23 protein-coding genes and 1 pseudogene are annotated in these 26,018 nt (G+C 63.6%); 11 read left to right on the top strand and 13 right to left on the bottom strand.

Going from position 1 to position 26,018, the window contains the following annotated elements:
- Positions 1–142 precede the first annotated feature (142 nt).
- The 6 genes from petA to V1277_RS34940 all read left to right on the top strand — a co-directional run bounded on the left by petA (position 143) and on the right by V1277_RS34940 (position 5,153).
- Positions 143–673, top strand: a complete 531-nt coding sequence (gene petA / locus V1277_RS06950) for a ubiquinol-cytochrome c reductase iron-sulfur subunit (protein ID WP_334373595.1) — start codon at positions 143–145, stop codon at positions 671–673.
- A 68-nt stretch (positions 674–741) separates the two neighbouring features.
- Positions 742–2,814, top strand: a complete 2,073-nt coding sequence (locus tag V1277_RS06945; protein WP_334373596.1) for a cytochrome c1 — start codon at positions 742–744, stop codon at positions 2,812–2,814.
- A gap of 143 nt (positions 2,815–2,957) precedes the next feature.
- Positions 2,958–3,632, top strand: coding sequence for a dienelactone hydrolase family protein (locus tag V1277_RS06940; protein ID WP_334373597.1), 675 nt, complete (start codon positions 2,958–2,960; stop codon positions 3,630–3,632).
- 32 nt (positions 3,633–3,664) lie between these two features.
- A complete protein-coding gene (locus tag V1277_RS06935) occupies positions 3,665–4,567 on the top strand; it encodes an NAD-dependent epimerase/dehydratase family protein (protein ID WP_334415557.1) in 903 nt (300 codons plus the stop codon).
- A gap of 77 nt (positions 4,568–4,644) precedes the next feature.
- Entirely contained in the window at positions 4,645–4,872 is a 228-nt protein-coding gene (locus V1277_RS06930; protein WP_334415556.1) for a hypothetical protein, read from the top strand.
- Complete coding sequence (locus V1277_RS34940) at positions 4,869–5,153, top strand: type II toxin-antitoxin system RelE/ParE family toxin (protein WP_442894452.1); 285 nt, start codon at positions 4,869–4,871, stop codon at positions 5,151–5,153. Before V1277_RS06930 ends, V1277_RS34940 begins: the two co-directional genes overlap by 4 nt.
- 9 nt (positions 5,154–5,162) lie before the next feature.
- Here V1277_RS34940 and V1277_RS06925 read toward each other — a convergent pair whose 3' ends face one another.
- The gene (locus V1277_RS06925; RefSeq protein WP_334415555.1) at positions 5,163–6,170 is read right to left on the bottom strand and encodes a VOC family protein; all 1,008 of its coding nucleotides are present in this window, start codon (positions 6,168–6,170) and stop codon (positions 5,163–5,165) included.
- Between the two features lie 323 nt (positions 6,171–6,493).
- Between V1277_RS06925 and V1277_RS06920 the strand changes: the two genes are divergently transcribed.
- Positions 6,494–8,659 carry an anthranilate synthase component I gene (locus V1277_RS06920; RefSeq protein ID WP_334415554.1) on the top strand — a complete coding sequence of 722 codons (2,166 nt, stop codon included), beginning with the start codon at positions 6,494–6,496 and terminating at the stop codon, positions 8,657–8,659.
- 15 nt (positions 8,660–8,674) lie between these two features.
- Positions 8,675–9,214, top strand: a complete 540-nt coding sequence (locus V1277_RS06915; protein ID WP_057841738.1) for an adenine phosphoribosyltransferase — start codon at positions 8,675–8,677, stop codon at positions 9,212–9,214.
- Between the two features lie 169 nt (positions 9,215–9,383).
- Here the strand turns inward: V1277_RS06915 and V1277_RS06910 are convergent, their stop codons facing one another.
- From V1277_RS06910 to V1277_RS06870, 9 genes and pseudogenes are all read right to left on the bottom strand, one after another.
- A complete protein-coding gene (locus V1277_RS06910) occupies positions 9,384–9,716 on the bottom strand; it encodes a GIY-YIG nuclease family protein (protein ID WP_334415553.1) in 333 nt (110 codons plus the stop codon).
- 99 nt (positions 9,717–9,815) lie between these two features.
- Positions 9,816–10,484, bottom strand: coding sequence for a hypothetical protein (locus V1277_RS06905; protein ID WP_334415552.1), 669 nt, complete (start codon positions 10,482–10,484; stop codon positions 9,816–9,818).
- Between the two features lie 59 nt (positions 10,485–10,543).
- Positions 10,544–11,293 (bottom strand): hypothetical protein, encoded by a 750-nt coding sequence (locus tag V1277_RS06900; RefSeq protein WP_334415551.1) that lies wholly within the window; start codon positions 11,291–11,293, stop codon positions 10,544–10,546.
- 155 nt (positions 11,294–11,448) lie between these two features.
- Positions 11,449–12,616 (bottom strand): annotated as a pseudogene (locus tag V1277_RS06895) (M48 family metallopeptidase).
- Between the two features lie 222 nt (positions 12,617–12,838).
- Positions 12,839–13,399, bottom strand: a complete 561-nt coding sequence (locus tag V1277_RS06890; protein ID WP_334373606.1) for a LemA family protein — start codon at positions 13,397–13,399, stop codon at positions 12,839–12,841.
- A 271-nt stretch (positions 13,400–13,670) separates the two neighbouring features.
- Positions 13,671–14,648, bottom strand: coding sequence for a small ribosomal subunit Rsm22 family protein (locus V1277_RS06885; RefSeq protein WP_334415549.1), 978 nt, complete (start codon positions 14,646–14,648; stop codon positions 13,671–13,673).
- Between the two features lie 108 nt (positions 14,649–14,756).
- A complete protein-coding gene (smc, locus tag V1277_RS06880) occupies positions 14,757–18,221 on the bottom strand; it encodes a chromosome segregation protein SMC (protein WP_334415548.1) in 3,465 nt (1,154 codons plus the stop codon).
- Between the two features lie 227 nt (positions 18,222–18,448).
- The gene (locus V1277_RS06875) at positions 18,449–19,105 is read right to left on the bottom strand and encodes a DsbA family protein (RefSeq protein ID WP_334415547.1); all 657 of its coding nucleotides are present in this window, start codon (positions 19,103–19,105) and stop codon (positions 18,449–18,451) included.
- 117 nt (positions 19,106–19,222) lie between these two features.
- A complete protein-coding gene (locus V1277_RS06870) occupies positions 19,223–19,702 on the bottom strand; it encodes a DUF721 domain-containing protein (RefSeq protein WP_334373610.1) in 480 nt (159 codons plus the stop codon).
- A 171-nt stretch (positions 19,703–19,873) separates the two neighbouring features.
- Here V1277_RS06870 and mutY point away from each other — a divergent pair, with 171 nt between their 5' ends.
- A complete protein-coding gene (mutY, locus tag V1277_RS06865) occupies positions 19,874–20,971 on the top strand; it encodes an A/G-specific adenine glycosylase (protein WP_334415546.1) in 1,098 nt (365 codons plus the stop codon).
- A 16-nt stretch (positions 20,972–20,987) separates the two neighbouring features.
- On the opposite strand, the gene V1277_RS06860 is transcribed toward mutY, so the two are convergent.
- Positions 20,988–21,902, bottom strand: coding sequence for a sulfite exporter TauE/SafE family protein (locus V1277_RS06860; RefSeq protein ID WP_334415545.1), 915 nt, complete (start codon positions 21,900–21,902; stop codon positions 20,988–20,990).
- 307 nt (positions 21,903–22,209) lie between these two features.
- On the opposite strand from V1277_RS06860, the gene V1277_RS06855 reads away from it, so the two are divergent.
- Together V1277_RS06855 and V1277_RS06850 are read left to right on the top strand one after the other, a co-directional pair.
- Positions 22,210–23,682, top strand: a complete 1,473-nt coding sequence (locus V1277_RS06855; RefSeq protein ID WP_334415544.1) for a tetratricopeptide repeat protein — start codon at positions 22,210–22,212, stop codon at positions 23,680–23,682.
- Positions 23,683–23,804: 122 nt separating this feature from the next.
- The gene (locus tag V1277_RS06850) at positions 23,805–24,257 is read left to right on the top strand and encodes a PaaI family thioesterase (protein WP_334415543.1); all 453 of its coding nucleotides are present in this window, start codon (positions 23,805–23,807) and stop codon (positions 24,255–24,257) included.
- On the opposite strand, the gene V1277_RS06845 is transcribed toward V1277_RS06850, so the two are convergent.
- Positions 24,226–25,512 carry a flavin-dependent oxidoreductase gene (locus V1277_RS06845; protein WP_334415542.1) on the bottom strand — a complete coding sequence of 429 codons (1,287 nt, stop codon included), beginning with the start codon at positions 25,510–25,512 and terminating at the stop codon, positions 24,226–24,228. The two genes, V1277_RS06850 and V1277_RS06845, sit on opposite strands and share 32 nt — an antisense overlap.
- Positions 25,513–25,606: 94 nt before the next feature.
- Entirely contained in the window at positions 25,607–25,981 is a 375-nt protein-coding gene (locus V1277_RS06840; RefSeq protein WP_334415541.1) for a nuclear transport factor 2 family protein, read from the bottom strand.
- Between the last annotated feature and the right edge of the window lie 37 nt (positions 25,982–26,018).

The raw sequence follows: 26,018 nt of genomic DNA, 5'->3' as shown, positions 1-26,018 counted from the left end.
GCTTGTTCCGCCGGAATGGGGGAGGAAAAGCGGTTTTTCTGCCGCCGCGGGGGCCGCGGGCGCCGGCAGCCTCTTCCGGGGCGCGCGTTTGCGCGGGTCCGGGGCGGTTCCGCTGGCTGCAGACAAGAAAGGGCTTGAGATCGTGACGACAGCGTCTTCGGCGGACCATCCGACACGCCGTGATTTCCTTTTTGTTGCAACGGGAGCCGTCGCCGCCGTAGGCGCGGCTGCCACGGTGTGGCCGCTGGTTTCGCAAATGAATCCGGATGCCTCCACGGTCGCGGCCGGTGCGCCGATCGAGGTCGACCTGACCCCAATCGCCGAAGGGCAGGACATCAAGGTGTTCTGGCGCGGTAAGCCGATCTACATCAGCCACCGGACCAAGAAGCAGATCGACGAGGCCCGCGCGGTGTCGGTGTCGAGCCTGCCCGATCCGCAGAGCGACGAGGCGCGGGTCAAGTCGGGCCATGACCAGTGGCTGGTCGTGGTCGGTATCTGCACCCACCTCGGCTGCATCCCGATCGCCCATGAGGGCCAGTACGACGGCTTCTTCTGTCCGTGCCACGGTTCGGTGTACGACACTTCGGGCCGGATTCGGCAGGGGCCCGCGCCGACCAATCTGGCCGTGCCGCCCTATACCTTCGTTTCCGATACCAAAATCCAGATCGGCTAAGGGCTCGGACGCCAGTCCGAGACCGCCCTTAAGCCGTTGCGTCGTTTTACTTCCTCAGGATCGCATCAATGAGCGGACCATCCGATTTCCAGCCGACCAATCCCGCCTTGAAGTGGATCGAACGGCGCCTCCCGATCATGGGACTCATGCACTCGTCGTTCGTGGCGTATCCGACGCCGCGTAACCTGAACTACTGGTGGACGTTCGGCGCCATCCTTTCGTTCATGCTGGGCGTGCAGATCCTGACCGGCGTGATCCTGGCGATGCACTACACGCCGCATGCCGACATGGCGTTCAAGTCGGTCGAACTCATCGTCCGCGATGTCAACTACGGATGGCTGCTGCGCAACATCCACGCCAGCGGCGCGTCGATGTTCTTTTTCGCGGTCTACATCCACATGTTCCGCGGCCTCTATTACGGGTCGTACAAGGAGCCGCGCGAAGTGCTCTGGATCCTCGGCGTCATCATCTATCTCCTGATGATGGCAACCGGCTTCATGGGCTACGTGCTGCCGTGGGGCCAGATGAGCTTCTGGGGCGCCACCGTGATCACCAACCTGTTCTCGGCCGTGCCCTATTTCGGCGAGAGCATCGTGACGCTGTTGTGGGGCGGCTATGCCGTCGGCAATCCGACGCTGAACCGCTTCTTCTCGCTGCACTACCTGCTGCCGTTCGTGATCGCCGGCGTCGTCGTGCTGCATATCTGGGCGCTGCACGTGGCGGGCCAGAACAATCCGGCCGGCGTCGAGGCGAAGACCGAAAAGGACACGGTGCCGTTCACGCCTTACGCGACCATGAAGGACATGTTCGGCGTCTCCTGCTTCCTGCTGTTCTTCGCCTGGTTCATCTTCTACATGCCGAACTATCTCGGCGACCCTGAGAACTACATCCCGGCCAATCCCGCGGTAACGCCCGCGCACATCGTGCCGGAATGGTACTATCTGCCGTTCTACGCGATCCTGCGCTCGATCCCGAACAAGCTTGCCGGCGTTATTGCGATGTTCGGTGCGATCCTCATCCTGGCCTTCCTGCCCTGGCTCGACAGCGCCAAAACGCGCTCGTCGAAATATCGCCCGCTGGCCAAGCAGTTCTTCTGGGTTTTTGTCGCCGTCTGCATCGGGCTCGGCTATCTCGGCGCGCAGCCGCCGGAGGGCATCTATGTCATCGTCGGCCGCATCCTGACCTTCCTCTACTTCGCCTATTTCCTGATCCTGCTGCCGTTGCTGTCGCGGATCGAGAAGCCCCGTCCGGTGCCGAATTCGATCGCGGACGACGTGCTGGCTAAGTCGGGCGGCAAGGCCGCGCCGATGGTCTCGGCCGTGATCGCGCTGATGGTGGCCGGCGGTCTGCTCCTGGGCGGCGCCGAGAGCGCTCGCGCCGCCGAAGGCAGCAGCAAGCCGCCGGCGCAGAAATGGTCGTTTTCGGGCCCGTTCGGCAAGTTCGACCGCGGCGCCATGCAGCGCGGTCTGAAGGTCTACAAGGAGGTCTGCGCCTCCTGCCATGGCCTGTCGTTCGTCGCCTTCCGCAATCTCGCCGAAACCGGCGGTCCCGGCTATTCGGTGGCGCAGGCCCAGGCGTTCGCCTCCGAATACAAGGTCAAGGACGGCCCGAACGACCAGGGCGAGATGTTCGAGCGGCCGGGCCGGCCCGCCGATTATTTCCCGTCGCCGTTCCCCAACGAGCAGGCGGCGCGTGCGGCCAATGGCGGCGCTTTTCCACCGGACCTGTCGCTGATTACCAAGGCGCGCAGCTACGGCCGTGGCTTCCCGATGTTCCTGATCGACTTCTTCACCCAGTATCAGGAGCAGGGACCGGACTACGTAACGGCGCTGTTGCAGGGCTATGAGGACAAGCCGCCGGCTGGCTTCAATCTGCCGGAAGGTTCGTACTACAACACCTACTTCCCCGGCCACGCCATCAAGATGCCGAAGCCGCTGAACGACGGTCAGGTCACCTACGACGACGGCTCACCGGCCACGGTTGCGCAATACGCCAAGGACGTCACCCACTTCCTGATGTGGGCCGCAGAGCCGCACATGGAAGCGCGCAAGCAGCTCGGCCTGCAGGTGTTCGTGTTCCTGATCCTGCTCACCGTGCTCCTGTACTTCACCAAGAAGAAGGTCTGGGCCAACGCGCACTGAGCTTCGTTGAAGCGTCATGAATTCGGAAAGGCCCCTTCGGGGGCTTTTTTGTTGAGCCCAGCAATGCGCCGGCGGGCGATTGCGTCCCGATCCCGCAGCGGCCAAAATGACTGCAACCGATCCAGAAGTCAGCGGAGGAACCCATGGGCACCCACATCACCTTCAAGCGTCCGGACGGCAAGGAAACCGCCGGCTATCTCGCCAATGCCGCGCGCGGCAACGCGCCGGGCGTGGTGGTGGTGCAGGAATGGTGGGGCCTGTCGGAGAACATCAAGGGCCTGTGCGATCGCTTTGCGGCGGCCGGCTTCGATGCGCTGGCGCCCGATCTCTACAAGGGCGTCGTGGTGCCATATCACGATACGGACGCGGCCAACGCGCAGATGAACTCGCTGGATTTCATGGACGCCACCACGCAGACGGTGCGGGGCGCCGCGCAATATCTGTCGCGCAACGGCGCCAAGGTGGGGCTCACCGGCTTCTGCCTCGGCGGCGCCGTAACCATCATCGGTGCGACCAAGGTTCCGGAGCTCACGGCGGGCGTCGTGTTCTACGGCATCCCGCCGGAGCAGGCCGCCAAACCGGCCGACGTGAAAATCCCGCTGCAGGCGCATTTCGCCAACAAGGACGACTGGTGCACGCCGGCCGCGGTCGACGCCTTTGAAAAGGCGATGAAGGATGCCGGCAAGTCGCTCGAACTGTTCCGCTACGATGCCGAACATGCCTTCGTGAACGAGCAGCGCATGGCCGTGCATGACCGCCAGGCCGCCGAGCTTGCCTGGGGCCGGGCGACGGAGTTTTTCAGGAAGCATCTCGGCTAAGTTGAGCGCATCTCGGAAGGAGCTAGCCGCGCATGAAAATCTTCTGCACGGGCGCATCGGGCTATATCGGCGGGTCGGTTGCGGCTCATCTCATTGCCGCCGGACATCAGGTGACCGGATTGGTTCGCTCGCCTGAAAAAGCCGAAGCGGTTCGCGCGCGAGGCGTCCAGCCCTTGCTGGGAACGCTCGACGACAGGGACATCCTGGCGCAAGCCGCGCAGGCCGCCGACGTCGTCGTCAATGCGGCGAGCGCCGATCACAGAGGCGCGGTCGAGAGCCTGCTCGGCGCGCTCGCCGGAAGCGGCAAGCCGTTCATCCACACATCGGGATCGAGCATCGTCGGCACGCGCGCCAAGGGCCAGCGATCGGATGCGATCTTCGACGAAGACACGCCAATTACGCCATCGCCCGCGCGCGCGGCGCGGGTTGCGCTGAACGAGTACATTCTGTCCCATCGCGACAAGGGATGTCGGCCGGTCATCATCTGTCCGAGCCTGATCTATGGCCTCGGTCATGGCGCTGGGCGCGACAGCGTGCAGGTGCCGTTGCTGATCAATCTCGCAAAAAAGCGCGGCAACGCCGCACATGCCGGGCCCGGCGAGAACATCTGGTCGAACGTGCATATCGACGATCTCGTGACGCTCTACGCGCTTGCCGTCGAGAAAGCGCCGGCAGGTAGCTTCTATTTCGCCGAGAATGGCGAGAGCTCGATGCGCGAAGCGTGCGAAGCCATTAACCGCATGCTGGGTTTTGCAGGGGCGCCGACGGCGATGTCGGTGGCCGAAGCCGCCGCCGAATGGGGCGAGGGGACGGCCGAGGACACGATGGCGTCGAACAGCAGGGTGCGGGCGAAACGCGCGCGAGACGAACTCGGGTGGCAGCCGCGGGCACGCAGCCTGATCGACGAGATCGAGCACGGGTGTTATCGGGAGTAGGCGAGCGGATCGTAACGGACGAAAGTGCGTTGGACCCATATCTCGCAATTCATCTCGCGTTGCTGTATAATGATTCAATGACCAAGGTTCTTGAAGACGCCATCGAAAAGGTGCGCAAGCTCCCTGAAGATCGGCAGGCTTATGTCGCGGAATTGTTGGAACAGATTGCTGCTGCCGGCGGCGATCCGTTCATTGTCCCCGAGGCCCACCGCGCCGCCGTGGTTGAAGGTCTCGGACAGGCCGAGCGCGGAGAGTTCGCGAGCGATGAGGAAATGGCCGACCTCTGGACGAAGTCCGGCCTGTGAGACTGCGGTACACGCCGCGTGCCCGCGCTGACATCGCGGAAATCTACCAGCATATTGCGCAATATAGCCCGCGCGCGGCAACCGCCGTCATCGCTCAAATACGCGCCACGAGCCGCCTGCTGTCGGAATATCCTGGTTTGGGGCGAGAGACGGACATCTCCGGTGTCCAGGTGTTCCCGACGGCCCATTATCCATACCTCGTCTATCACAGCGTTCGAGGGGGTAATCTGGTCATCGTTCACGTTCGACATGCGCGTCGAGATGCGCCGGCAGAAATTTAGATAGGGCCGCTAGCGAGACGCGTTGCCGCGCACCCCATCCCACCACGCGCACGTCCCCGACATCAGCTTGTAATTGCCCTCGATCACCTGCACCGGCGCGCGCAGGCCGGAGGCCGCGGCGCGCAGGCGCATCTCGCGCGCGACCGCGCGGTCTTCCGGCGGCAGCCAGACGCGTTCGTGGCCCCATAGGCTCGGGCCGTCATGCATCTCGACCGGCTGCCATGTCGCGGGATCGATCTCGCGGCCGCCCCAGCCGCATTCGATCATGAAGGCGGACGGCGTCTTGGCGTAGAACGAGGTCATGAAATCGTTGGTGTGGCGGCCGAGCGTGACCCTGACGCGGCCTTCCTCCGTCTGCGCGATGTCGTAGCACTGGCCGACGTCGTCGAGCGAGAACAATTCCACCATCAGATGGTGCATGCCGTTCGTGCCGGTCTCGATCAACGCCAGGCTGTGATGCCGCGCGTTGACGTGGAAGAAGTAGGCGCGGAACGGTTTTGAGATGTAGTCGGAGAGGCCGAAGCCGAGCACGTCGACGTAGAACGCCATGACGGGTTCGATATTCTCCACCGTCAGCACGGCGTGCCCGAGCCCAAGCGGGCCGGTGCGGAAGCCGGAGATCGAGCGTCCCGACACGAACGGCGTGTCGTCGATCTCGGCGCCGTAGAACGCCTCCAGCCGGTTGCCGGCGGGATCGTGGAACGAGATCAGGCTGCGCACGCGGCGCGCATCGGCCAGCGTCTGCGGTTCAGCCACGACATGCACGCCGGCTGCTTCCAGCCGCCCCGCCAGCGCATCAAGCGCCGCGCTCTCGGCGACCTCCCAGCCGAAGAAGCGGGTGCCTTCGCCCATCGCGCGGTCGATGACGATGCGCTGCTTGCGGTCGTCCATCCGGAAGGCCAGCAGCGAGTTGCCGCGCTCGACCGCCTGCAGCCCGACGAGGCCGGTCCCGAACTGCCGCCAGTCATCGAGGTTATCAGATCCGAAGCCGGCATATCCCAGACCCAGCAGTGCCATCCTTGCCTCCATGGTTTGCAATCTTTGCGCGTTGAAAGCGCCGCTGCTTGCTCAAATCCTACGCAGGTTTGGCGCCGCCCGACACCCAAAGTTGGGCTTGGGGCGGGCGTCCCGGCCGTCCCCTCCCTTGACATCGCCTCCGCCGGATGGTGATTAGGTTCCATGAGCACCGTTGTTACCCCCTGCCGTCTCTGGTGGCGCACCTCCTAAGAGGTGGCCGGTGCGATTTCATTTTTTCAATCGTCGAAGGTCGCCATCGCAGTGCGACGGTCCTTCGTTTGTCCTGTGTGGCGCGGCCTCCCGAAGTTTCGTAAGAGGATCACATGAACAGGACAGCCTTCTCCCTGCCGGAGCACAGCGAATACCGGACCAGCGGCGGTCTGGCGATTTCGCGCGTCGTCGAGCAGTTCACCGGCAACGCCAAGCGCCTTGACGACCTGATCGAACTGCTCGATCGCCGCCGTGGCGTGGTGCTGTCCTCCGGCACCACGGTGCCGGGGCGTTATGAAAGTTTTGACCTCGGCTTTGCCGATCCGCCGCTGGTGCTGGAAACGGCCGGCTCGAATTTCTCTCTGAGCGCGTTGAACGCACGCGGCGAGGTGCTGATCGCCTTCCTCGGCGATGTGCTGCGCGAGCCCTGCGTCGTCATTTCGGAGCGGAGCTCCAAGCGGATGGCCGGCCACATCATCCGCGGCGCCGCGCCGGTCGAGGAAGACCAGCGCACCCGCCGTGCCAGCGTGATGTCGCTGGTGCGCGATCTCGTCGCCGCCTTCACCGCGAACGACGATCCGCTGCTCGGCCTGTTCGGCGCCTTCGCCTACGACCTCGTGTTCCAAATCGAGGACCTTGTGCAGAAGCGGGCGCGGGAGGCTGACCAGCGCGATATCGTGCTCTACGTGCCGGATCGCCTTTTGGCCTACGACCGTGCCACCGGCCGTGGCGTGGTGCTGAGCTACGATTTCTCCTGGAAGGGAAGGTCCACCCAGGGCCTGCCGCGCGACACCGCCGAGAGCGTTTACGCCAAAACGCCGCGGCAGGGATTCGCCGATCACGCGCCCGGCGAATATCAGGCAACGGTGGAGGTCGCGCGTGCGGCGTTCGCGCGCGGCGATCTGTTCGAGGCGGTGCCCGGGCAATTGTTCGCCGAGCCGTGCGAGCGTTCGCCGGCCGAAGTGTTCCAGCGGCTGTGCCGCATCAACCCGTCGCCCTACGGCGCGCTGATGAATCTCGGGGACGGCGAATTTTTGGTGTCGGCCTCGCCGGAAATGTTCGTGCGCTCCGATGGCCGCCGGGTCGAGACCTGCCCGATTTCGGGCACGATTGCGCGCGGCGTCGATGCGATCGGCGATGCCGAGCAAATCAGGCAATTGCTGAACTCGGAGAAGGACGAGTTCGAGCTCAACATGTGCACCGACGTCGACCGCAACGACAAGGCGCGCGTCTGCATCCCCGGCACCATCAAGGTGCTGGCGCGGCGGCAGATCGAAACCTATTCGAAGCTGTTCCACACGGTCGATCACGTCGAAGGCATGCTGCGCCCGGGCTTCGATGCGCTCGATGCCTTCCTGACCCACGCCTGGGCAGTCACCGTGACCGGTGCGCCGAAATTGTGGGCCATGCAGTTCGTCGAGGACAATGAGCGTTCGTCGCGGCGCTGGTATGCCGGCGCCATCGGTGCCGTGAATTTCGACGGCAGCATCAACACCGGGCTGACCATCCGTACCATCCGCATGAAGGACGGGCTGGCCGAAGTGCGCGTCGGCGCCACCTGCCTGTTCGACTCCGATCCGGCCGCCGAAGACCGCGAGTGCCAGGTGAAGGCCGCCGCGCTGTTCCAGGCGCTGCGGGGCGATGCGCCGAAGCCGCTGTCGACCTTTGCACCCGACGCGACCGGTTCGGGACGCAAGGTGCTCTTGATCGACCACGACGACAGTTTTGTTCATATGCTGGCGGATTATTTCCGGCAGGTCGGCGCAAGCGTAACCGTGGTCCGGCACGTGCATGCACAGGAAATGCTGAAGCGGAAGGGCTGGGATCTCCTGGTATTGTCGCCGGGCCCAGGTCGCCCGGAAGATTTTGGAATCTCGAAGACCATTGGAACGGCGCTCGACCGAAAACTGCCGATCTTCGGTGTCTGCCTCGGCGTGCAGGCGATCGGCGAATATTTTGGCGGCCAGCTCGGTCAGCTCACCCAGCCGGCGCATGGACGGCCGTCGCGGATCCAGGTGCGCGGCGGACGCTTGATGCAGAACCTGCCGAATGAGATCGTGATCGGCCGCTATCATTCGCTTTATGTCGAGCGCGACAGCGTGCCCGATGTTCTCGAAGTCACCGCGACCACCGAGGACGGCGTCGCGATGGCGATCGAACACAAGACCTTGCCAGTCGGCGGCGTGCAGTTTCACCCGGAATCGCTGATGTCGCTCGGTGGTGAGGTGGGACTGCGCATTGTCGAGAATGCGTTTCGGCTAAATGTACCCGTTAATTGAGATTGCGAGAGTCCAATGACATTCGATCACGACATCAAGGCCACCGTCCGCACCATTCCGGACTACCCGAAAAAGGGAATCCTGTTTCGCGACATCACGACGCTGCTGGCGGATGCGCGCGCCTTCCGGCGTGCCGTCGATGAGCTGGTGCAGCCCTGGGCGGGATTGAAGATCGACAAGGTCGCCGGCATCGAGGCGAGGGGGTTTATCCTCGGCGGCGCGGTGGCGCATCAGGTATCCGCGGGCTTCGTGCCGATCCGGAAAAAAGGCAAGCTGCCGCACACCACCGTGCGGATCGCCTATTCGCTGGAATACGGCCTCGATGAGATGGAAATGCATGCCGACGCGGTCCATCCCGGCGAGCGCGTCATCCTGGTCGATGATCTCATCGCCACCGGCGGCACCGCGGAAGGCGCGGTGAAATTGCTGCGCCAGATCGGCGCCAATGTGGTCGCTGCCTGCTTCATCATCGATCTGCCCGATCTCGGCGGCGCCGCCAAGCTGCGCGCGATGGAAGTACCGGTGCGTACGCTGATGGCGTTCGAAGGGCATTAGAGTTTTCTTCGCAAGTACTCTCCCCACGTCGTCCCTGCGAACGCAGGGACCCATAACCACAAACGTGAATTGGAGGGTGAAGGCGTCGTCCATTTCGCCTCAACTGCGAGAGCAACGCGGTATGGGTCCCTGCGTTCGCAGGGACGACGATCACCAATTATTCGCTAGATCAAACCGCCTCTGCATTGAGCCGCGACCGCCAATGCAGCGCGCGCTCCTTCAAAAGCGCGTCGCGGATGTAAGGCACTTCTTCCTCTTCCAGCCGCTCGCATGTCTCGAACGTCAGGCTGTCGGGGCCGTGCGCACTCCACGCTGCCTGCAGGCTGTGGCAGGGGTGGCTGCCTTGGCGCAGTGTGAACCAGATGCGGTTCTGGATTTTTTCGAGGTTGGGCGTCTGGCCGACCCATGTCTCGGAGGTCGCCTTGCAGCGGATGACGAAGACTCCCGCGATGGTCTTTCGTTCCTTGTAGGCGGCGATGGCTGCCTTTCTGGCTGATGTCACGGGATGCCTCGCGGGAAATGGTTGGGGTCGGAGGAGGCACTAACAGACTGGCCGCTCAGCGTCAATATTACCCGGGTAATATTTGGCGTCGCAGAGGCTTCACGTTCGCTGCGGCAGCAGGCTGAACTCGAGCTCGCGAAAACTGGTGTAGTTCCTGCGGATCCACTGATGCAGCTCGGTCGAGGTGTCCCGCTCGTTGCGCAGGTAGTTGGTGAAGGAAAAGGTCAGCCGGTCGATATAGGTTTTCAGGAACGAGGGCAGCGCCGATATGCGCAGCACCCGCCCCAGGCCCATCGCCTCAGGCAGTTCGCCACGCACCACATACTCGTTGTCGACCGTAATCAGCGCTTTCAGCGGGATCTGCTCCCGTAACGTCGAATAAGCGCGGGCGGAAACGCGGTCGGTATCGGCCACGAACAGGATGATCGGCGCCACGCCACGCCGCGCGGCCTCCTTCAGGAAACCGATCTCGTTGATCATCTTGAAGAACTCGTCGAACGCATGAAAGCCGAGGTCGATCACCTTGGCGACGCCGTCGTCGACGATCAGGCGATCCATGAGCTGCATCTTGCCGTAGGTGTCCATCACGTCGGCCGTCTCGGTGATGCGCGGCAGATATTCGAGCAGCGATGGTTCCTTCAGGTTGATGTCGAAGGCAGATACCGTCCCATCCTTCAGCAGCAGGAACTCGCTCAACAGGCGCGCGAGCAGCGTCTTGCCGACCAGCGGCCGGGGCGAGCAGATGATGTAGACAGGCGTGGAGCTCATCACCCGCTATATCAAAGGAATTTTCCGCCTAATCCAGCCCCGTCGCGGCGGCTATCCGACTATTTTTCGCCGCCGCGCACGCCAGGCTTGGCACCGACGAGATCGGTCAACTTGATGCGGTCGAACTCGCTCCAGACGTTGGCGAGCCAGTGCCGGACATAGCCGCGCAGCACGAACGAATAGTTCGCGGCCTCGTCGTCCTTGCCCTTGTTGGCGACGAATTTGAGGAACGGCACCGAGGAAACCTCGACCTGCTCATAGGCCATCTCATTGAGCTTGGGGATGACGAGGTCGGTGGCGTCCTTGATGCGGTGGAAGTAGGAGTTGTAGGTGGACTGGTCCCACTGGAAGAACTGGGTGTCGTTGATGAAGTTCTTCACCAGGAAATATTTGGCGCCCTGCATGAAACCCGCGGTCTCGGCGATTTCGTCCAGCGAAGCGATCGACGGGCCCAGTATATGGAACACGGCAAAGGTGATCTGCCCGGCCTTTGCGGCATCGAGAAAGCCGATGTCGCGGAGCGAAGCCAGCGCCGGCGACAGCAGTCCGGCGCGGACGTCGATCACGGTCACCGACGGCCCGGCGCTCAGCGTATCGAAGATCTTCATCTGATCCGATGTCGTCGTCATGTCGACGATCTCGGTGATGTCGGGGTGGAAGCGCTTCAGGGTGCCGCGCGGCGATTCGGTGTCGAATGCCCGGGTCGGCACGTTGTTGGCGCTGAAATAATCCAGGAGCGTCCGCGACACGGTCGTCTTGCCGACCCCGCCCTTGTCCGCGCCCACCACAATCACGACTGGCTTTGCCATGGAATTCCCTTGAACAGCAGTTCCGACCGCGGGAGCGGCCGGCATGCCCCATTCCCCTGCTTTGGGCGCGAACATGGCAGAAACAAGGGATAATTCAATTCATTAGACGGCCGTTCGCACGGAATTCGTTAATCCCGCGCGTCGGCGGGCGCTGTTTAGCGATGCGGGCCCCAAGGACCGTCCGCGGGGCCGGGGGCGGGTGCCCGGAACGCCGGCGGGCTCGCTGGCGTCGCTCCACGGGCCGCGGGGAACTGGCGGTTGGAGTTGCTCCGTGGCCGATTCCTCCGACTCGGGTTCATCCGCCGTATCCGACGGGAGGGCGAGCGGGCCAGGATCGCGGCCGCCGGCAAACTGCACCAGCGCCTTGACGCGCCTGTCGACTGACGGATGGGTAGCGAACAGGTCGGCAAACCCTTCGCGCGGATTGTCGACGCAGAGCTCCATCACCGCAGACGTCGCGCCGGGCAGCTCGCCGCGATTTTCGATCTTGCGCAGCGCCGTGATCATGGCGTCGGGGTTTTTGGTCAGTTCGACCGAGCCGGCGTCGGCCAACAGTTCGCGCGACCGCGACAGCGCCAGCTTGACGACTTGCGACAACAGCCAGGCCAGCAGGATCAGCACGACCGCGATAATGATCGCCATGACGGCGCCGCCGCCGCCCTTGCCGCGGTCGGACGACGATGAAGAGGACGACCAGTCGCTGCCGGTGGAGTTCCACGACAGGTTGGTAAACGTTCGAAAGAACAGTTCGCCGAAAAAGCCCACCACGCCGGCGATGATCATGGCGATCACCATCAACTGCACGTCGCCATTGCGGATATGTGTGAGCTCGTGGCCGAGCACGGCCTCGATCTCCTGGTCGTTGAGCGCCTGCAGAAGGCCCGACGTCACCGTGATGGAATATTGCCGCCGGTTGAGCCCGGTGGCGAAGGCGTTCAGCGCTGGGCTCTCCATTACCTTCAGCTTCGGCATCGTGATGCCGCGCGAGATGCAGAGGTTTTCCAGGAGATTATAGAGCCGCGGCTGCTGCTGCCGCGTCACGCTCTCGCCGCCGGTCACGGCGTCGATCATGTTCTGGTGGAAGAAATAGGCGATCACGATCCACAGCGCGGCGATGATTGTCGCATAGGGGAAGGCTGCGATCAGGTCGCGCGAGGCGCGCGTCAGATAATAGTTGAGTGAAGCACCGCTGTTGAGCACCACTTCCGCAACCAGCGCGCCGGCGAAGACCAGCACGTAGATCAGCAGAAACAGCCCGGCGAGCAGCAGCATCGAACGAAACTTGTTCGATGCGATATGCGTGTAGAGACCGTACGCGGCCATGATAGGGCTATCCCTCGTCATTCCGGGGCACGCCCGCCAAGTCGGCTGTTGCCGATTTGGCCACTGATATTGCCGAACTCGGGTAAACCCGAGTTCGGGTGGCGTGAACCCGGAATCCAGAGGTTTGTGCATCGATCGAGATTCTCAGGTGCGCAATTGCGCACCTTAGTTCACGCCGTTGGCGTGCCCCGGAATGACGGAGAGGGCGAGGCACCATATCGATCAGAACTTCACGGTCGGCGCGACCTCGACTTCGGTGCGGCTGGCGCCGAGATCGAAGAATTCCTTGCGGGTGAAGCCGAACATGCCGGCAAACAGCGCTGCCGGAAGCTGCTGGATGCCGGTGTTGTATTCCTGGACCGCGTTGTTGAAGAAGCGGCGGCTCGCCGCGATCTTGTTTTCGAGGTCGGACAGTTCGCTGGCGAGTTGCTGGAAGTTGGCGTTGGCCTTGAGGTCCGGATAGGCTTCCGACAGCGCGATCAGGCGGCCGAGCGCGCCGGAGAGCTGGTTCTCGGCAGCGGATACCTGCGCCGGTCCTTGCGCCGACATCGCGGAATTGCGCGCCTTGATGACATCGTCGAGCGTGCCGCGCTCATGGGATGCGTAGCCCTTCACGGTCTCGACCAGGTTCGGCACCAGATCGTGGCGCTGCTTGAGCTGGACGTCGATGTCGGCAAAGGCCTGGCCGACGCGCTGGCTGAGCGCGACCAGGCGGTTATACGCAGCGAAGGCAAACAGCACGATAATGACGATGACGCCGAGAACGATCCAGCCGGTCGACATGCAGACAACTCCTGTGGGACGAAAAGACGAGGGAAACTAGACGAAAAACCGGGCGTGCGGCACCCGCGATTTGGGGCATGGCGTTAGTCGGAAGTGGGGCGGGATAAGTTCATTTGCCCGTGTCCCGGACGCGGTGCAGCGTCCCTTGACGATGCACCGCAGAGCCGGGACCTATCGCGCCCGACCGCAAGTTGGGCCCCGGCTCTGCAGCGCATCACGCCGCAAGCGCGGCGCGCTGCGCAGCATCCGGGGCAAGAGACCGATGTCCAGATCAGCTTTCTTCCTTCACCGCATCGCCCCATCGCCAGCGGCGGGCGCTGGCATAGTCCGCCTTGGCGCGGCGAGGTACTTTCGCGAAGCAGAGATCTTCCGGCGTGCAAAGTTTCGCCGTTACCTCGACCTTAGTTACGAGAGGTTGCGCCAGTACCCGCGACGGGCGTTGTTCCACCGCCGCGCGCGTCAACGCGACATAAGAGAATTTCTCATCCTCGTACGGCAGCTCTGCGCCCTTGACCTGCTTGTGCGCGCGTGAGCGTTGCAGGCGCTGGGTGAAATGGCACCAGTCCGGTGCTTGTAGCGGGCATTGACTGTCGTGCGGGCAGGGGGCGGCGACATGTGCGCCCAGCGCGATCAGGTGCGCGCGCAGCGCAATGATCCGGGCATAGCCGGCGGGCGAGCCGGGTTCGACCACGAGCAGCGTGTCGTAGGTCTTCCGCCACAACAGTTCGGCGAGCGCGCGTTGCTCGGCTTCGCCGATTTCGCCGATCATGTAGCTCGCCACGACAAGGTCTGCCGTATCCGCTTTGGCAAGCGCGGCGCGGGCCTCGCCGAGCTGGTAGCCGATGTCGCGCAGCCGCGTGCCGTTGCGCACCAGATCCAGCGCCAGCGCACGCAACGCGGCGTTGGCATCCAGCAGCGTGAATTCCGTCAGCGACGGGAATGCTTCGGCCGCTGCCCATGTGGCCGTGCCCGGCCCGGCGCCGACGTCGAGCAGGGTCTTTGGAGCGAAGTCGGGTCTGTTCTGGACGAGTGCGTTCAGGCTGGCCGTGACCGCGGCATAGGTCGCGGGCATCCGCGCCAGCGCATAGGCGAGGGCATCGGCCTCGGAGCGGATGGCGCCGGAGTTGCCGCCGCAGCGATAGGTCTTCGAGATTGAGGCGGCGCGGCCGGCGGCGTCGCTGCGGGAAAAGCCGCGCAGCTTGCCGTCGAGCGCGGCTTTCAGTTCGGCAGGGAGGTCGGGTGAGGTCATGATCTACCGTCATCCGATGTCATTCCGGGGCGGTCCGCAGGACCGAACCCGGAATCTCGAGATTCCGGGTTCGTCGCTACGCGTCGCCCCGGAATGACCGAACAACAATCACGCCACGTTCTGATCCAGAATCTTGACCGCGTCGTCGAGGCCGACAGAGACCAGTTGCGAGACGCCGCGTTCGGCCATGGTGACGCCGAACAGCCGGTTCATCCGCGCCATCGTGATCGGATTATGCGTGATGATGATGAAGCGGGTTTCCGTCGACGAGGTCATCTCGTGCAGCAGGTTGCAGAACCGCTCCACATTGTGGTCGTCGAGCGGCGCGTCGACTTCGTCCAGCACGCAGATCGGCGACGGGTTGGTGAGGAACACCGCGAAGATCAGCGCCAGCGCCGTCAGCGCCTGCTCGCCACCCGAAAGCAGCGACAGCGTCTGCGGCTTCTTGCCGGGCGGTTTGGCGACGATTTCGAGGCCGGCCTCCAGTGGATCGTCGCTCTCGATCAAATGAAGCGCGGCTTCGCCGCCGCCGAACAATTCGACGAACAGCCGCTTGAAGTGCTCGTTGACGGTCTCGAACGAGGTCAACAGCCGCTCGCGGGCTTCCTTGTTGAGGCTCTGGATGCCCTGGCGCAGCCGCTTGATGGCTTCGACCAGATCGTCGCGTTCGGTGGTCAACGCCGTGTGCTGGGTCTCGACCTCGCGCAATTCCTCCTCGGCGCGCAGATTGACGGCGCCAAGACGCTCGCGGTCGCGGCGCAGCTTTTCGAGGCTTTCCTCGATTTCGGAAAGCGGCGGCAATTCCGCGCCGGGCTCGATCTCGGCGAGCGCCGCGACCGCGTGCGGCTCGACTTCGAGCATGTCGTGGATTTCGCGCTCGATGTCGGAAAGCCGGCGCTTGGTGCCCTCCATGCGTTCCTCGGCGCGGGCGCAGGCCTCGCGGGAAGAGGAGAGCGCTTCGAGCGACGCCTTGGCCGCGCGATCGGTCTCCGCCATCAGGCTTTCGGCGGCGGCCAATGCGTCGGCGGCGACGCGGCGGGCGCCTTCGGCGGATTCGATTTCGTTGATCAGCGCGCGGCGCTTTTCGGCAAACACGGCCGGTGCATTTTCAAGATCGGCGCGCTCGGCCGTCACTTCGGTGATGCGCGCTTCGACGGTGGCGACCTGTGAGGCCGAGCTCTGCTTGCGGTTCTGCCATTCGGTGCGTTCGGCCGTGATCGCCTGCACGCGCTTGTCGGCCAATTCCGCTTCGCGCGCCAGCGCCTGGGCTTCGGCCCGCACCTGCGCGGCAAAGCGGCGGTGTCCGTCGATCTCGGTGCGAACGGCGCCAAGCTTCGCTTCCGTCTCATCCGTCGGCGGCAGTTCGGTCAGCGCGGCAGTGGCGCTCTCATGAGCGGCCTCAGCCTCGCTGCGGTCGGCGGCAAGACGGGTATGGGCCTCGGTCAGCGCGGATTTGCGCGCGGCGTGGCGATTGATCTCGCGCTCGGTCGCGGCATGGCGTTCGCGCGCCGCATCGGCCTCGCGCTGCGCGGCCCGCCAGGCCTCGCGGGCGGCGGTTTCGGCGGCGGATGCCGCCTTCAGTTCCGCCTCGGCGTCTTCCAGGGCCTGCCGCTTGGCAGCAGCATCGGCGCGGGCCTGTTCCAGCTCGTGTTCGATATCGACCAGGCGGGCGCGTTCGGCCAGACGCCGAGCGGCACCGGTCGGTGCATGCGCGGCGGCGACAAAGCCGTCCCAGCGCCAGACGTCGCCTTCCAGCGACACCAGCCGCTGGCCGGTCTTCAATTGCGAAACGAACTCCGCGCCGCGCTCCTTCGGCACGACGCCGATTTGCGCGAGACGGCGCGCCAGTTCGGCCGGCGCCTCGACATGTGCAGCCAACGCCTCCACGCCGTCCGGCAGGGCCGGATCGTCGAAGCTTGCACCGGCATTGGTCCAGCGCATCGGCGCCGAGGGATCGACCGGCGCGTCGAGATCGTCGCCGAGGACGGCGCCAAGCGCTTTCTCATAGCCCTTGGCGACGGTGACACCGTCGATGATCGGCGGCCACAGATTCTTGGTCTCGACATTGACCAGTTTTGAAATCGTGCGCGCTTCCGTCTCGAGCCGCTGCACGCGCTTTTCGGCCTCGGTGAGCGGGGCGCGGGAAGCTTCGAGCTTCTGCCGTGCAGCGATGTGGCCGGTCTCGTTGGCTTGCGCTGCCGCTTCGGATACGGCCAGCGTTTCCTGCGCGGTCTCCATGGCGGCGGCGAGCGCGTCGAGGTCGCCGAGATTGCCGGTCTCGTCGTTGAGCTTTTGCTCATCGGCCGCGACGCTGGCGAGTTCCTGGTCGAGCCGGGCCAGCCGGTCGCGATGGGTGCGCACGCCGGCCTCTAACTGCTTGCGCTTGGCGGTGAGGTCGGCGAGCGCCGTGGTCAGCTCGCCGAACATGCGCTCGGCCGCGGCCAGTGTCGCTTCCGCTTCCGACACGCGCTCGTCGACGCCGGAGCGCTTTTCGACGCGTGACTTGATCTCTTCCTTCAGCTCGGCGTCCTCGGCGTCGAGGCGCTGCAGCGCGATCTCGGCATCGGATGTCTGCTGCTGTTCGCGCGCGATGTCGGCGGCGAACTGATTCAGCCGCCGGTCGAGCTCGGCGACACGCTCCTTGGCGCGCTCTTCCTCGCGGTCGAGTTGTTCGCGGGCGTTGGTGAGGCGCTGCAGTCCCGCCGCGGCGCGGGCTTCGCCTTCGCGCAAGGCCGGCAATTCGGAAGCGCGGATCGCCTGGATACGCGCCGCTTCGGCCTGCTCGCGGGTGCGCTCGGCCATCTCGCGCACATTGACGTCGTGCGTATGCGCGGCTTCCGCGACGTCGGTATTGGCCTCGAGCCAGCGCAGGTGGAACAGCGTGGCCTCAGCCTTGCGCACCTTGGCCGCAACTTCGCGGAACCGGATCGCCTGCCGCGCCTGCTTCTTCAGCCCGTCGATCTGGCCGGAGAGTTGCCCGATGACGTCCTCGACGCGGGTGAGGTTGGTTTCGGCAGCCCTCAGCCGCAGCTCAGCCTCGTGGCGGCGGGCGTGGAGGCCCGCGACGCCGGCGGCGTCTTCCAGCACGCGGCGGCGCTGCTCGGGCTTGGCCTGAATGATCTCGCCGATCTTGCCCTGGTGAACCAGCGCCGGCGACCGCGCGCCGGTGGCGGCGTCGGCAAACAGGATCTGCACGTCGCGGGCGCGGACGTCGCGGCCGTTGATGCGATAGACCGAACCTGCCTCGCGCTCGATGCGGCGGGAGATTTCCAGCACCTGGCTGTCATTGACGGCGGCCGGCGCCGTGCGATCGGCATTGTCGATCGTCATCGTCACTTCGGCGTGGTTGCGCGCCGGACGGTTGCCGGAACCGGCAAAGATCACCGCATCCATGTCGGCGGCGCGCAGCGATTTGTGCGAGGTTTCGCCCATCGCCCAGCGCAAGGCTTCGACCAAATTGGATTTGCCGCAGCCGTTCGGTCCGACCACGCCGGTGAGGCCGGGTTCGATCATGAAATCAGTGGGTTCGACGAACGACTTGAAACCGTGGAGGCGGAGGCGCGTAAGTTTCATGAACACAAATCTCTGTTGGCGGGGCGCGAATCTCCCTGCCGTGACAATACCATAGAAGGCAATGTCAGTGTGGATGAGCCGCCCGTTGCGGCTCTTATCGCCCGCGACAATGGCGAGGCCGGGGCCGGAGAGCAACGCCCCCGCGGGGCTTTTCCCAAGGGATTTGAGGCGCTTGTGTGGCGCCTTTTGCTGGACTCAATCAGCGCGAATGAATCCGATCGCGCGAATCAGCTCTTCAGCATCGCATTGATGCGCTTTGCGAACTCCTCGAAGCTCTGCTCGCCCTTGATCATCTCGCCATTGATGAAGAAGGTCGGCGTCGACTGCACCTTCAGGACCTCGGCGGCATATTTCTGGTCGGCGGCGATCTTGTCGAGCAGCGCCTGATCCTTCAGGCAATCCTCGACCTGCGTTTGCGTAAGGCCGGCCTGCTTGCCGATCCGGGTCAGCGTCTCCGTGGTATTCTTCACCACCCAGTCGTTCTGCTGCTTGAACAGAAGGTCGATGACGGCGAAATATCTCGGCGCGTCGTCCTTGGCGATGCAACGGGCCAGCATCGATCCGGCAGCGGCCTTGATGTCGAGCGGGAATTCGCGGAACACGTAGCGTATCTTGCCGCTGTCGATGAATTCCGACTTGATCTTCGGGAACACTTTTTCGGCGAACGCCGCGCAATGCGGGCAAGTCATCGAGGCGTATTCGGTGATGGTCACGGTTGCGTTAGCGGGCCCGAGCGCCATGTCGGGCAGCGACTGCGGCTTGGCGACGTCAGCGGGGCTCTGCGCCATCGCATCGGTGATCAGCCGCAGCGGCGAGAAGCCGGCGAGCAGGCCAAGCCCGGTCAGCGAGAGAGCGGCGGCGAAGGCGCGGCGCGTGATCATCAAAGTCTGCTCCCGAATGGCGCGTTCACGCCCGAAAGAACTGCGAAAAAGAAGCCTTCGCTAGCTTGAAACGCCAGTTGTGGCAATGGCGGGTTGTGGCGGTCGCGCCGCGCTGCGGGCTCAATTTCGCTTGATCGAGGCGCCGAGCCGGGCCAGCGCGGCGCGCAGTTCCTCATCCTCCACGGCGGACAGGGTTTCGGCCACCTTCGCCACCAATTTCGGGTCGGGCGCGCGGGGCGGCGCGGGGCGATTTCGCCGCGACAGCGGCGCCTGCCGCAGCGCCAGCCGGCCGACCGCGCTCCAGCCGAAAAAGCGGTTGACCCGTTGCAGAATCACATCGGAGGAATGCTGGATCTCCAGCGCCATCGGGCCCTCCACCCGCAGCACCAGGGTTGCCGGTTCCTGCGGCTGCCCCTCCACCGGCCGCGGCCATTGCATCTTGAGCGGCTCGGAATGGGCGGCGATCTCGGGTCCGGCGATCTCAGCCCAGCGCGTCACCAGTTCGCGCGCGGCAAATCCCTGCTTGGCATAGGCGTCGGAAAAGACGTCGCTGAGCAGGACGGAGAGGGGCTTCGCCGAGATCGGGCCGGGTTTGGACATGGGGTTCTATAACACAGCGCCAATTGCGGTAGAAATCACCAGTGCAACCTCGTCATGGCCGGGCTTGACCCGGCCGTCCACGTATCGAATCAACGCAAGAAAGACGTGGATGCCCGGGACAAGCCCGGGCATGACGTGGAGAGATTTGCGTTACGGCACTAAAGTAGGTGGATGACGTCTTCCGCGGCCGCAAAAATCAAACGACAGCCAGTACCTGCCGAAAGCGCCTCCCGCCCCGCGCTGCTGCTCGACTGGTACGACCGTCATCGCCGTCGGTTGCCGTGGCGGGCGGCAGTAGGCGAGCGGGCCGATCCGTATCGGGTCTGGCTGTCGGAAATCATGCTGCAGCAGACCGGCGTCAAAACGGTCGGGCCCTATTTCGAGAAATTTCTGGCGCGCTGGCCCGATGTCGCTGCGCTCGGCCGCGCCTCGCTGGATGACGTGCTGCGGATGTGGGCCGGGCTCGGCTACTATTCGCGCGCGCGCAATCTGCATGCCTGCGCGGTCGTCGTGCTGCGCGACCATGGCGGGATATTTCCCGATACCGAGGAAGGCCTGCGCCAATTGCCCGGGATCGGGCCTTACACGGCAAAGGCGGTCGCAGCAATCGCGTTCGATATCCGAACCATGCCGGTCGACGGCAATATCGAGCGCGTGGTGTCGCGGCTTTACGCGGTCGAGGAGCCATTGCCGCAGGCGAAGCCACGCGTCCAGGAATTGGCATCGACACTATTGGGGGAATCCCGTGCGGGCGACAGCGCGCAGGCGCTGATGGATCTGGGCTCCTCGATCTGCACGCCAAAGAAGCCCGCTTGTGCGCTGTGCCCGCTGAATGATGATTGCGCGGCCCGCCTGCGCGGCGATCAGGAGACGTTTCCGCGCAAGGCGCCGAAGAAGTCGGGAGATCTGCGCCGTGGCGCGGCCTTCGTGGTCACACGTGGCGACGAGCTTCTGGTGCGCACGCGGCCGGAAAAAGGCCTGCTCGGCGGTATGACCGAAGTGCCGGGTTCGGAATGGCTGGCCGCGCAGGATGACAAGGCGGCGCTGAAGCAGGCGCCGGCGATCAAGGCCATCTCGCGATGGCATCGCAAGGCAGGCGTGGTCACCCACGTGTTCACGCATTTTCCGCTCGAACTCGTGATCTACACGGCCATAGTGCCGCCGCACACGCGCGCGCCGGAAGGCATGCGCTGGGTGCCGGTCGCGACCCTTGCCGACGAGGCGTTTCCCAACGTGATGCGTAAGGCCATCGCACACGCCCTGGGCTGAGCCAGCGCGTGCGGACCTATGGACCGGATGCAATTGCCATAAGGATTGTGCGCAGGCTTAAGAGTACTACAACGGAGCCGACCAGAAGCATCAGGACTTTATCCGGGATGTGTTTGGTCGCAAGCGCTGCGAACGGCGCCGCGATGACTCCCCCGATGATGAGACCGGCGATGATAGGCCACAGGCTCAGGCCAACGGTGAGGAAGAAAGTCGTCGATATGGTCAAAGTGACGAAAAACTCGGCCAAGCTGACTGAGCCGATGGCGTAGCGCGGCGTCGCGCCTTGGCCAAGGAGTGTCGAGGTCACGATCGGGCCCCATCCTCCTCCGCCAATGGCGTCGAGGATGCCACCGAACAAACCCAGAGGGCCGACTGCGCGCGGCGTAGGTGCCTCAATGGGGCGAGCCCGTAGCGCCTTCCAGACGATAAACGCGCCAAGCAGAAGAAGGTAAGCGCTGATGAAAGGCTTCAAGGCTTCGCCGGGGAGTTCGGAGAGTGCATAGGCGCCGATTGCCCCACCAATCATTCCCGGAATGGCAATACGCAGGAGCAGTTTGCGGTCAACATTGCCAAAGCGCCAATGGGCGAGACCCGAGGCGCCGGTGGTGAATGTCTCCGCCGCATGCACGCACGCGCTTGCGGTGGCGGGAGGCACGCCCAGGCTGAGGAGCACGGAGGTAGCCGTTACGCCGTAGGCCATGCCGATCGCACCGTCGATCATTTGCGCGACGAAGCCAATGATGACGTAAAGAAGTACGTCGTCCCACATGGGAACCCCCGATCGACTTATCCGCCGGTTACGAACGCCAGCAGCGCGCACGGCGTCCACACTATCGACCTCATATTCCTTAACAAGCCAAGGCGTCCCCAATTTCATCGACAACACACACTGCTGTTCCGCAAGATCGGGCGAATGGATGCCGCGCTTCATTGCACGCCTGTTGTCCTGATAGATTGAGCGGCTTCGAGTCATGCGAAGGGTACGCGGTACGCGTCGGTTAACGTCCGATGATGACCAAAACCAGAAGCTGAAAGGTTTCTTCCGCGCACGCGTTCAGAAGCTCCGAGTGACGCGATAAACAGGTATGCGTTCGAACTCGTCGAGAGACCCTGATCGTCACGTCTGCAGGTCCTCGTAGCTAAATTTTGTGATTTAGATCACAAGACTTGGCTAATCGCCTCGATAATTTGATGCTTAAATGCTGGTTCCGATCAGGGCTCGGTAATGGGGCTTTCGTATGCTTCGCGCACTATTGTTTTGTTTCGCAATCCTTTTCATCGCTGACCCAGCAGCCGCAAACGACGCGAACCGTGCCATTGCCGGCTTCACCGAAGCGATACGGCGAGATCCCAAGCATGCGCATGCGTATTATAACAGGGGCAACGCCCACAGCGAGAAAGGCGACATGGACCGTGCCATTGCCGACTACACCGCGGCGATACGGCTGGATCCCACCTATGCCAACGCGTACTACAACCGGGGCAACGCCTATAGCAACAAGGGCGATACGGACCGTGCCATTGCCGACTACACCGAGGTGATACGGCTGGATCCCAAATATGCGAACGCGCACTACAACCGGGGGAACGCCCACAGTAACAAAGGTGACACGGATCGTGCCATTGCCGACTACACCGAGGTGATACGACTGGATCCCAAATATGCGAACGCGTACTTCAACCGGGGGAACGCCTACGGCAACAAAGGCGATACGAACCGTGCCATTGCCGACTACACTGAGGCGATACGCCTGGACCCCACGTATGCGAATGCGTACCTCAATCGTGGGCTGGCCTATGAGAAGCTCGCAGATTTCGCCAAAGCGCGGTCTGACTTCAATACGACGCTCGGATTGGGACAAAAGGCCTCAAAATGGGCGCAGGACAGGGCGCGAGGGCGGCTTGCCGCGTTGCCTTCAGCGCAACCTGCAACGGCGTTGCCCGAGAAAACCAACGTCGCTACAGCAATTGTTACGTCCACTGCACCGGTGTCGAACAACGATCGTCGCATCGCCCTTGTCATTGGCAACTCCGCCTATGAAAACGTCGCCGCATTACCGAACCCTGTGCGCGACGCAGACCTTGTCGCCGACGTCTTGAAACGCACCGGGTTTGAAACAGTTACTTCGCTAACCGATCTCCGAAAAGATGCCTTGGTCAGCGCCCTGCGCGATTTCGCAGCCCGTGCAGAAACGGCGGACTGGGCAGTCGTGTATTACGCCGGGCATGGCATGGAGGTCGGCGGAATCAACTATCTCATTCCGACCGACGCCAGGATTGCTGCGGATCGCGATATTGGATTTGAAGCCGTACCGCTTGAACAGGTTCTGAATGCAGCAGAGCGCGCCAGGAAACTACGCCTCGTCATTCTCGATGCCTGCCGCGACAATCCATTCGCCAATCAAATGAAGCGTACGCTAACAGTTGCGTCCCGCTCGGTATCGCGAGGTCTGGCCGCTGTGGAGCCGGAGGCGGGAACGTTGGTGGTTTATGCCGCCAAGGATGGCGAGACCGCGCTCGACGGTGACGGGACCAACAGTCCGTTCGCGTCCGCCTTCGTCAAAAATCTTCCAACACCCGGCCTCGAAGTCCGCAGGCTCTTCGATTTCGTTCGCGACGACGTCATGGAAGCGACCGGTCGCAAGCAAAAGCCTTTCAGCTACGGCTCGATTTCCGGAAGGCAGGACTTTTACTTCGTGGCCGGCAAATAACTTCCTTACGAAATGCAACGCGGATCTGATCGCTACCACTCGTGTGGCACCGCGACGCGCGCGACTGCTGACACCATGCTGGCAGCAGGGCTGCGTTAGGAAGGAGCCTCACGGAGGTTCCCATGATCGCGACCGCTCTCGATAATCTCACCGCGCCGCCGTCTTCCAAATTGCTCGGTTGGCATCTGCTCGACGCGCGGCCGAAGGAGGGCTGGATCCGGATCGGCTTCGACGGCAAGCCGGATTTCTGCAATCCGGCCGGCTTCGTGCAGGGCGGCATCCTCTCAGCGATGCTTGACGACACGATGGGACCGGCCGTCTTTGCCATGACCGAGGGCAGGCTCTATACGGCAACCATCACCATGACGGTGAATTTTCTGGCGCCGGCGAGGCCAGGGCCGATCACGGGTGAGGCGAAAGTCACCCAGCTCGGCAAGACCGTCGCCTTTGTCGAGGGACGGCTGACGGCCGAGGACGGCACCGTGCTGGCGACGGCCTCGACCAGCGCTCGGCTGGTCGAGACGGCGAAGGCGATTGCCTCGGCTAGATCGCAGCCCGCGGCGCTTCCCGCATAATCTGAACGATCGGCGGCTTGGCGTTGAGGCCTTCGACCTGGAAGCCGGCGACGCGCTTATAGTTGGCGGCGATGTCTTCCAGCTCTTGCAGCGAGAGCACGTCGGTCACGACGTTGTAGCCATCAGGCGCGCGTTCTTCGACCATCTGCATCACCTGCTCGGGGCCGTTACGGCGGTTGAGCATCACGAGGTCGGTCGTGGCGGGGCGGCGCTCGGCCTCATACGCTGACAACGCGGCATTGGTCGGGCCCTTCGCGAGGATCTCGCGGGCGATGACGCGCGCGTCCAGAATTGCCTGCGACGCACCGTTGGAGCCGATCGGGTACATCGGATGCGCGGCATCGCCCATCAGTGTGACCGGGCCGAATGTCCATTGCGGGATCGGATCGCGATCGACCAGCGGATATTCGTAGGCGTGCGGGCAGTGTTCGATCAGGCCCGGCACGTCGAGCCAGTCGAACTTCCAGTCCTTGAACCAGGGCAGAAACTCTTCGAGTTTTGCGGTGCGGTTGTAGTCCTCGCGCCGCCACTGATAGGTCGGCGGCATGTGCCGCTCGGCCACCCAGTTGATCCGGAACTTGCCGGCGCTGTCGGCCTGCTTCGAAATCGGATAGCAGACGAATTTCAGGATCTCGTGGCCGGCCATGATCATGGTGCGGCCGGACAGAAAGGCGTCGCTGTCGGTGATGCCGCGCCACAGGATGCGTCCATTCCAGATCGGCGGGCCTTCGTTGGGATAGAGCTTTTCCCGAACCGCCGAATGGATGCCGTCGGCCGCGACCAACAGCGCGCCATCGTGAGCGCCCTTCGATTTGCCGGTCGCCTTGTCGATGAATTCAGCGCGGACGCCATTCTCCGTTTCGGACCAGCCGGAGAGATGATGGCTGGTCAGGATGTTCTCTCTTCCCAGCCGCTCGATGGCGGCATCGAGTAAGATCTGCTGCAGCGTGCCGCGATGGATCGAAAACTGCGGCCATTTGTAACCGGCCTCGATGCCGCGCGGCTCGCTCCAGATCGGCTTGCCGTGCTTGGAAAAATACGCAAGCTCCTTGGTGCGGACCGCGGCCGCATCAAGCGCATCATGCAGGCCGAGCTCGATCAGCTCGCGCACCGCATGCGGCAGCACGTTGATGCCGACGCCGAGCGGTCGCAGTTCGGGCACGCTTTCGAAAATTTTGGCTGATACGCCGATCTGATGCAGGCTGAGCGCCAGCGTCAGCCCGCCGATGCCGCCGCCCGCGATGAGAACAGTCATGGTACGCCCCTGTTGCTTTCCGGGCGTCATGGCATGAGGGGCGGCAGGGGGCAACTGCGAAGGCCCGTCGGATGTCCCTCGCAGCCCCTGAGGTTTACGGCAGAGGAGGGGGCGGCCCGAAGAACCCGACGATCTTGACCAGCCGGCCATCGGGGCCAATTTCGCCGAAGTCGATTGAAATATCGCCGCAGGTTCCGTCCGCGCGCACCAGTCGCCAAAGGAAGCGAACCATGTTGTGATGGATATCGATGCCGCTCATGAACTCCAGCCGCGCGCCGGGCCGGCTGGCCAGCGCCTCACCGATCCTCGTCGCCAGCGCGTCACGTCCGGCCAGGGAGACGTTCGGATCGACATAGATGCCACTGTCGTTCCAGCATTGCTCGAGCAAGGCGCCTCTCGCCGTATCGTCCGGCTCGTTCCACGCCGCCATATACTGCGTCAGCACTTTCTCGATTGCGTTCTTGTCCATCGATGCTTCCCTCGAACTTCGGTCTCTAATGGGCTCA

Origin of the sequence: Bradyrhizobium sp. AZCC 1588 (assembly GCF_036924735.1) — a bacterium.
Classification (GTDB): Bacteria; Pseudomonadota; Alphaproteobacteria; order Rhizobiales; family Xanthobacteraceae; genus Bradyrhizobium.
The sequence above is the reverse complement of the archived record's forward strand: the minus strand, read 5'-3'. Positions and strand labels throughout refer to the sequence as shown.

Coding starts and splice junctions, on each gene's coding strand:
- V1277_RS06945 (WP_334373596.1), top strand. CDS start 742: ATGAGCGGACCATCCGATTTCCAGCCGACCAATCCCGCCTTGAAGTGG.
- V1277_RS06940 (WP_334373597.1), top strand. CDS start 2,958: ATGGGCACCCACATCACCTTCAAGCGTCCGGACGGCAAGGAAACCGCC.
- V1277_RS06935 (WP_334415557.1), top strand. CDS start 3,665: ATGAAAATCTTCTGCACGGGCGCATCGGGCTATATCGGCGGGTCGGTT.
- V1277_RS06930 (WP_334415556.1), top strand. CDS start 4,645: ATGACCAAGGTTCTTGAAGACGCCATCGAAAAGGTGCGCAAGCTCCCT.
- V1277_RS06925 (WP_334415555.1), bottom strand. CDS start 6,170: ATGGCACTGCTGGGTCTGGGATATGCCGGCTTCGGATCTGATAACCTC.
- V1277_RS06920 (WP_334415554.1), top strand. CDS start 6,494: ATGAACAGGACAGCCTTCTCCCTGCCGGAGCACAGCGAATACCGGACC.
- V1277_RS06915 (WP_057841738.1), top strand. CDS start 8,675: ATGACATTCGATCACGACATCAAGGCCACCGTCCGCACCATTCCGGAC.
- V1277_RS06905 (WP_334415552.1), bottom strand. CDS start 10,484: ATGAGCTCCACGCCTGTCTACATCATCTGCTCGCCCCGGCCGCTGGTC.
- V1277_RS06900 (WP_334415551.1), bottom strand. CDS start 11,293: ATGGCAAAGCCAGTCGTGATTGTGGTGGGCGCGGACAAGGGCGGGGTC.
- V1277_RS06890 (WP_334373606.1), bottom strand. CDS start 13,399: ATGTCGACCGGCTGGATCGTTCTCGGCGTCATCGTCATTATCGTGCTG.
- V1277_RS06885 (WP_334415549.1), bottom strand. CDS start 14,648: ATGACCTCACCCGACCTCCCTGCCGAACTGAAAGCCGCGCTCGACGGC.
- smc (WP_334415548.1), bottom strand. CDS start 18,221: ATGAAACTTACGCGCCTCCGCCTCCACGGTTTCAAGTCGTTCGTCGAA.
- V1277_RS06870 (WP_334373610.1), bottom strand. CDS start 19,702: ATGTCCAAACCCGGCCCGATCTCGGCGAAGCCCCTCTCCGTCCTGCTC.
- mutY (WP_334415546.1), top strand. CDS start 19,874: ATGACGTCTTCCGCGGCCGCAAAAATCAAACGACAGCCAGTACCTGCC.
- V1277_RS06860 (WP_334415545.1), bottom strand. CDS start 21,902: ATGAAGCGCGGCATCCATTCGCCCGATCTTGCGGAACAGCAGTGTGTG.
- V1277_RS06855 (WP_334415544.1), top strand. CDS start 22,210: ATGCTTCGCGCACTATTGTTTTGTTTCGCAATCCTTTTCATCGCTGAC.
- V1277_RS06850 (WP_334415543.1), top strand. CDS start 23,805: ATGATCGCGACCGCTCTCGATAATCTCACCGCGCCGCCGTCTTCCAAA.
- V1277_RS06845 (WP_334415542.1), bottom strand. CDS start 25,512: ATGACTGTTCTCATCGCGGGCGGCGGCATCGGCGGGCTGACGCTGGCG.
- V1277_RS06840 (WP_334415541.1), bottom strand. CDS start 25,981: ATGGACAAGAACGCAATCGAGAAAGTGCTGACGCAGTATATGGCGGCG.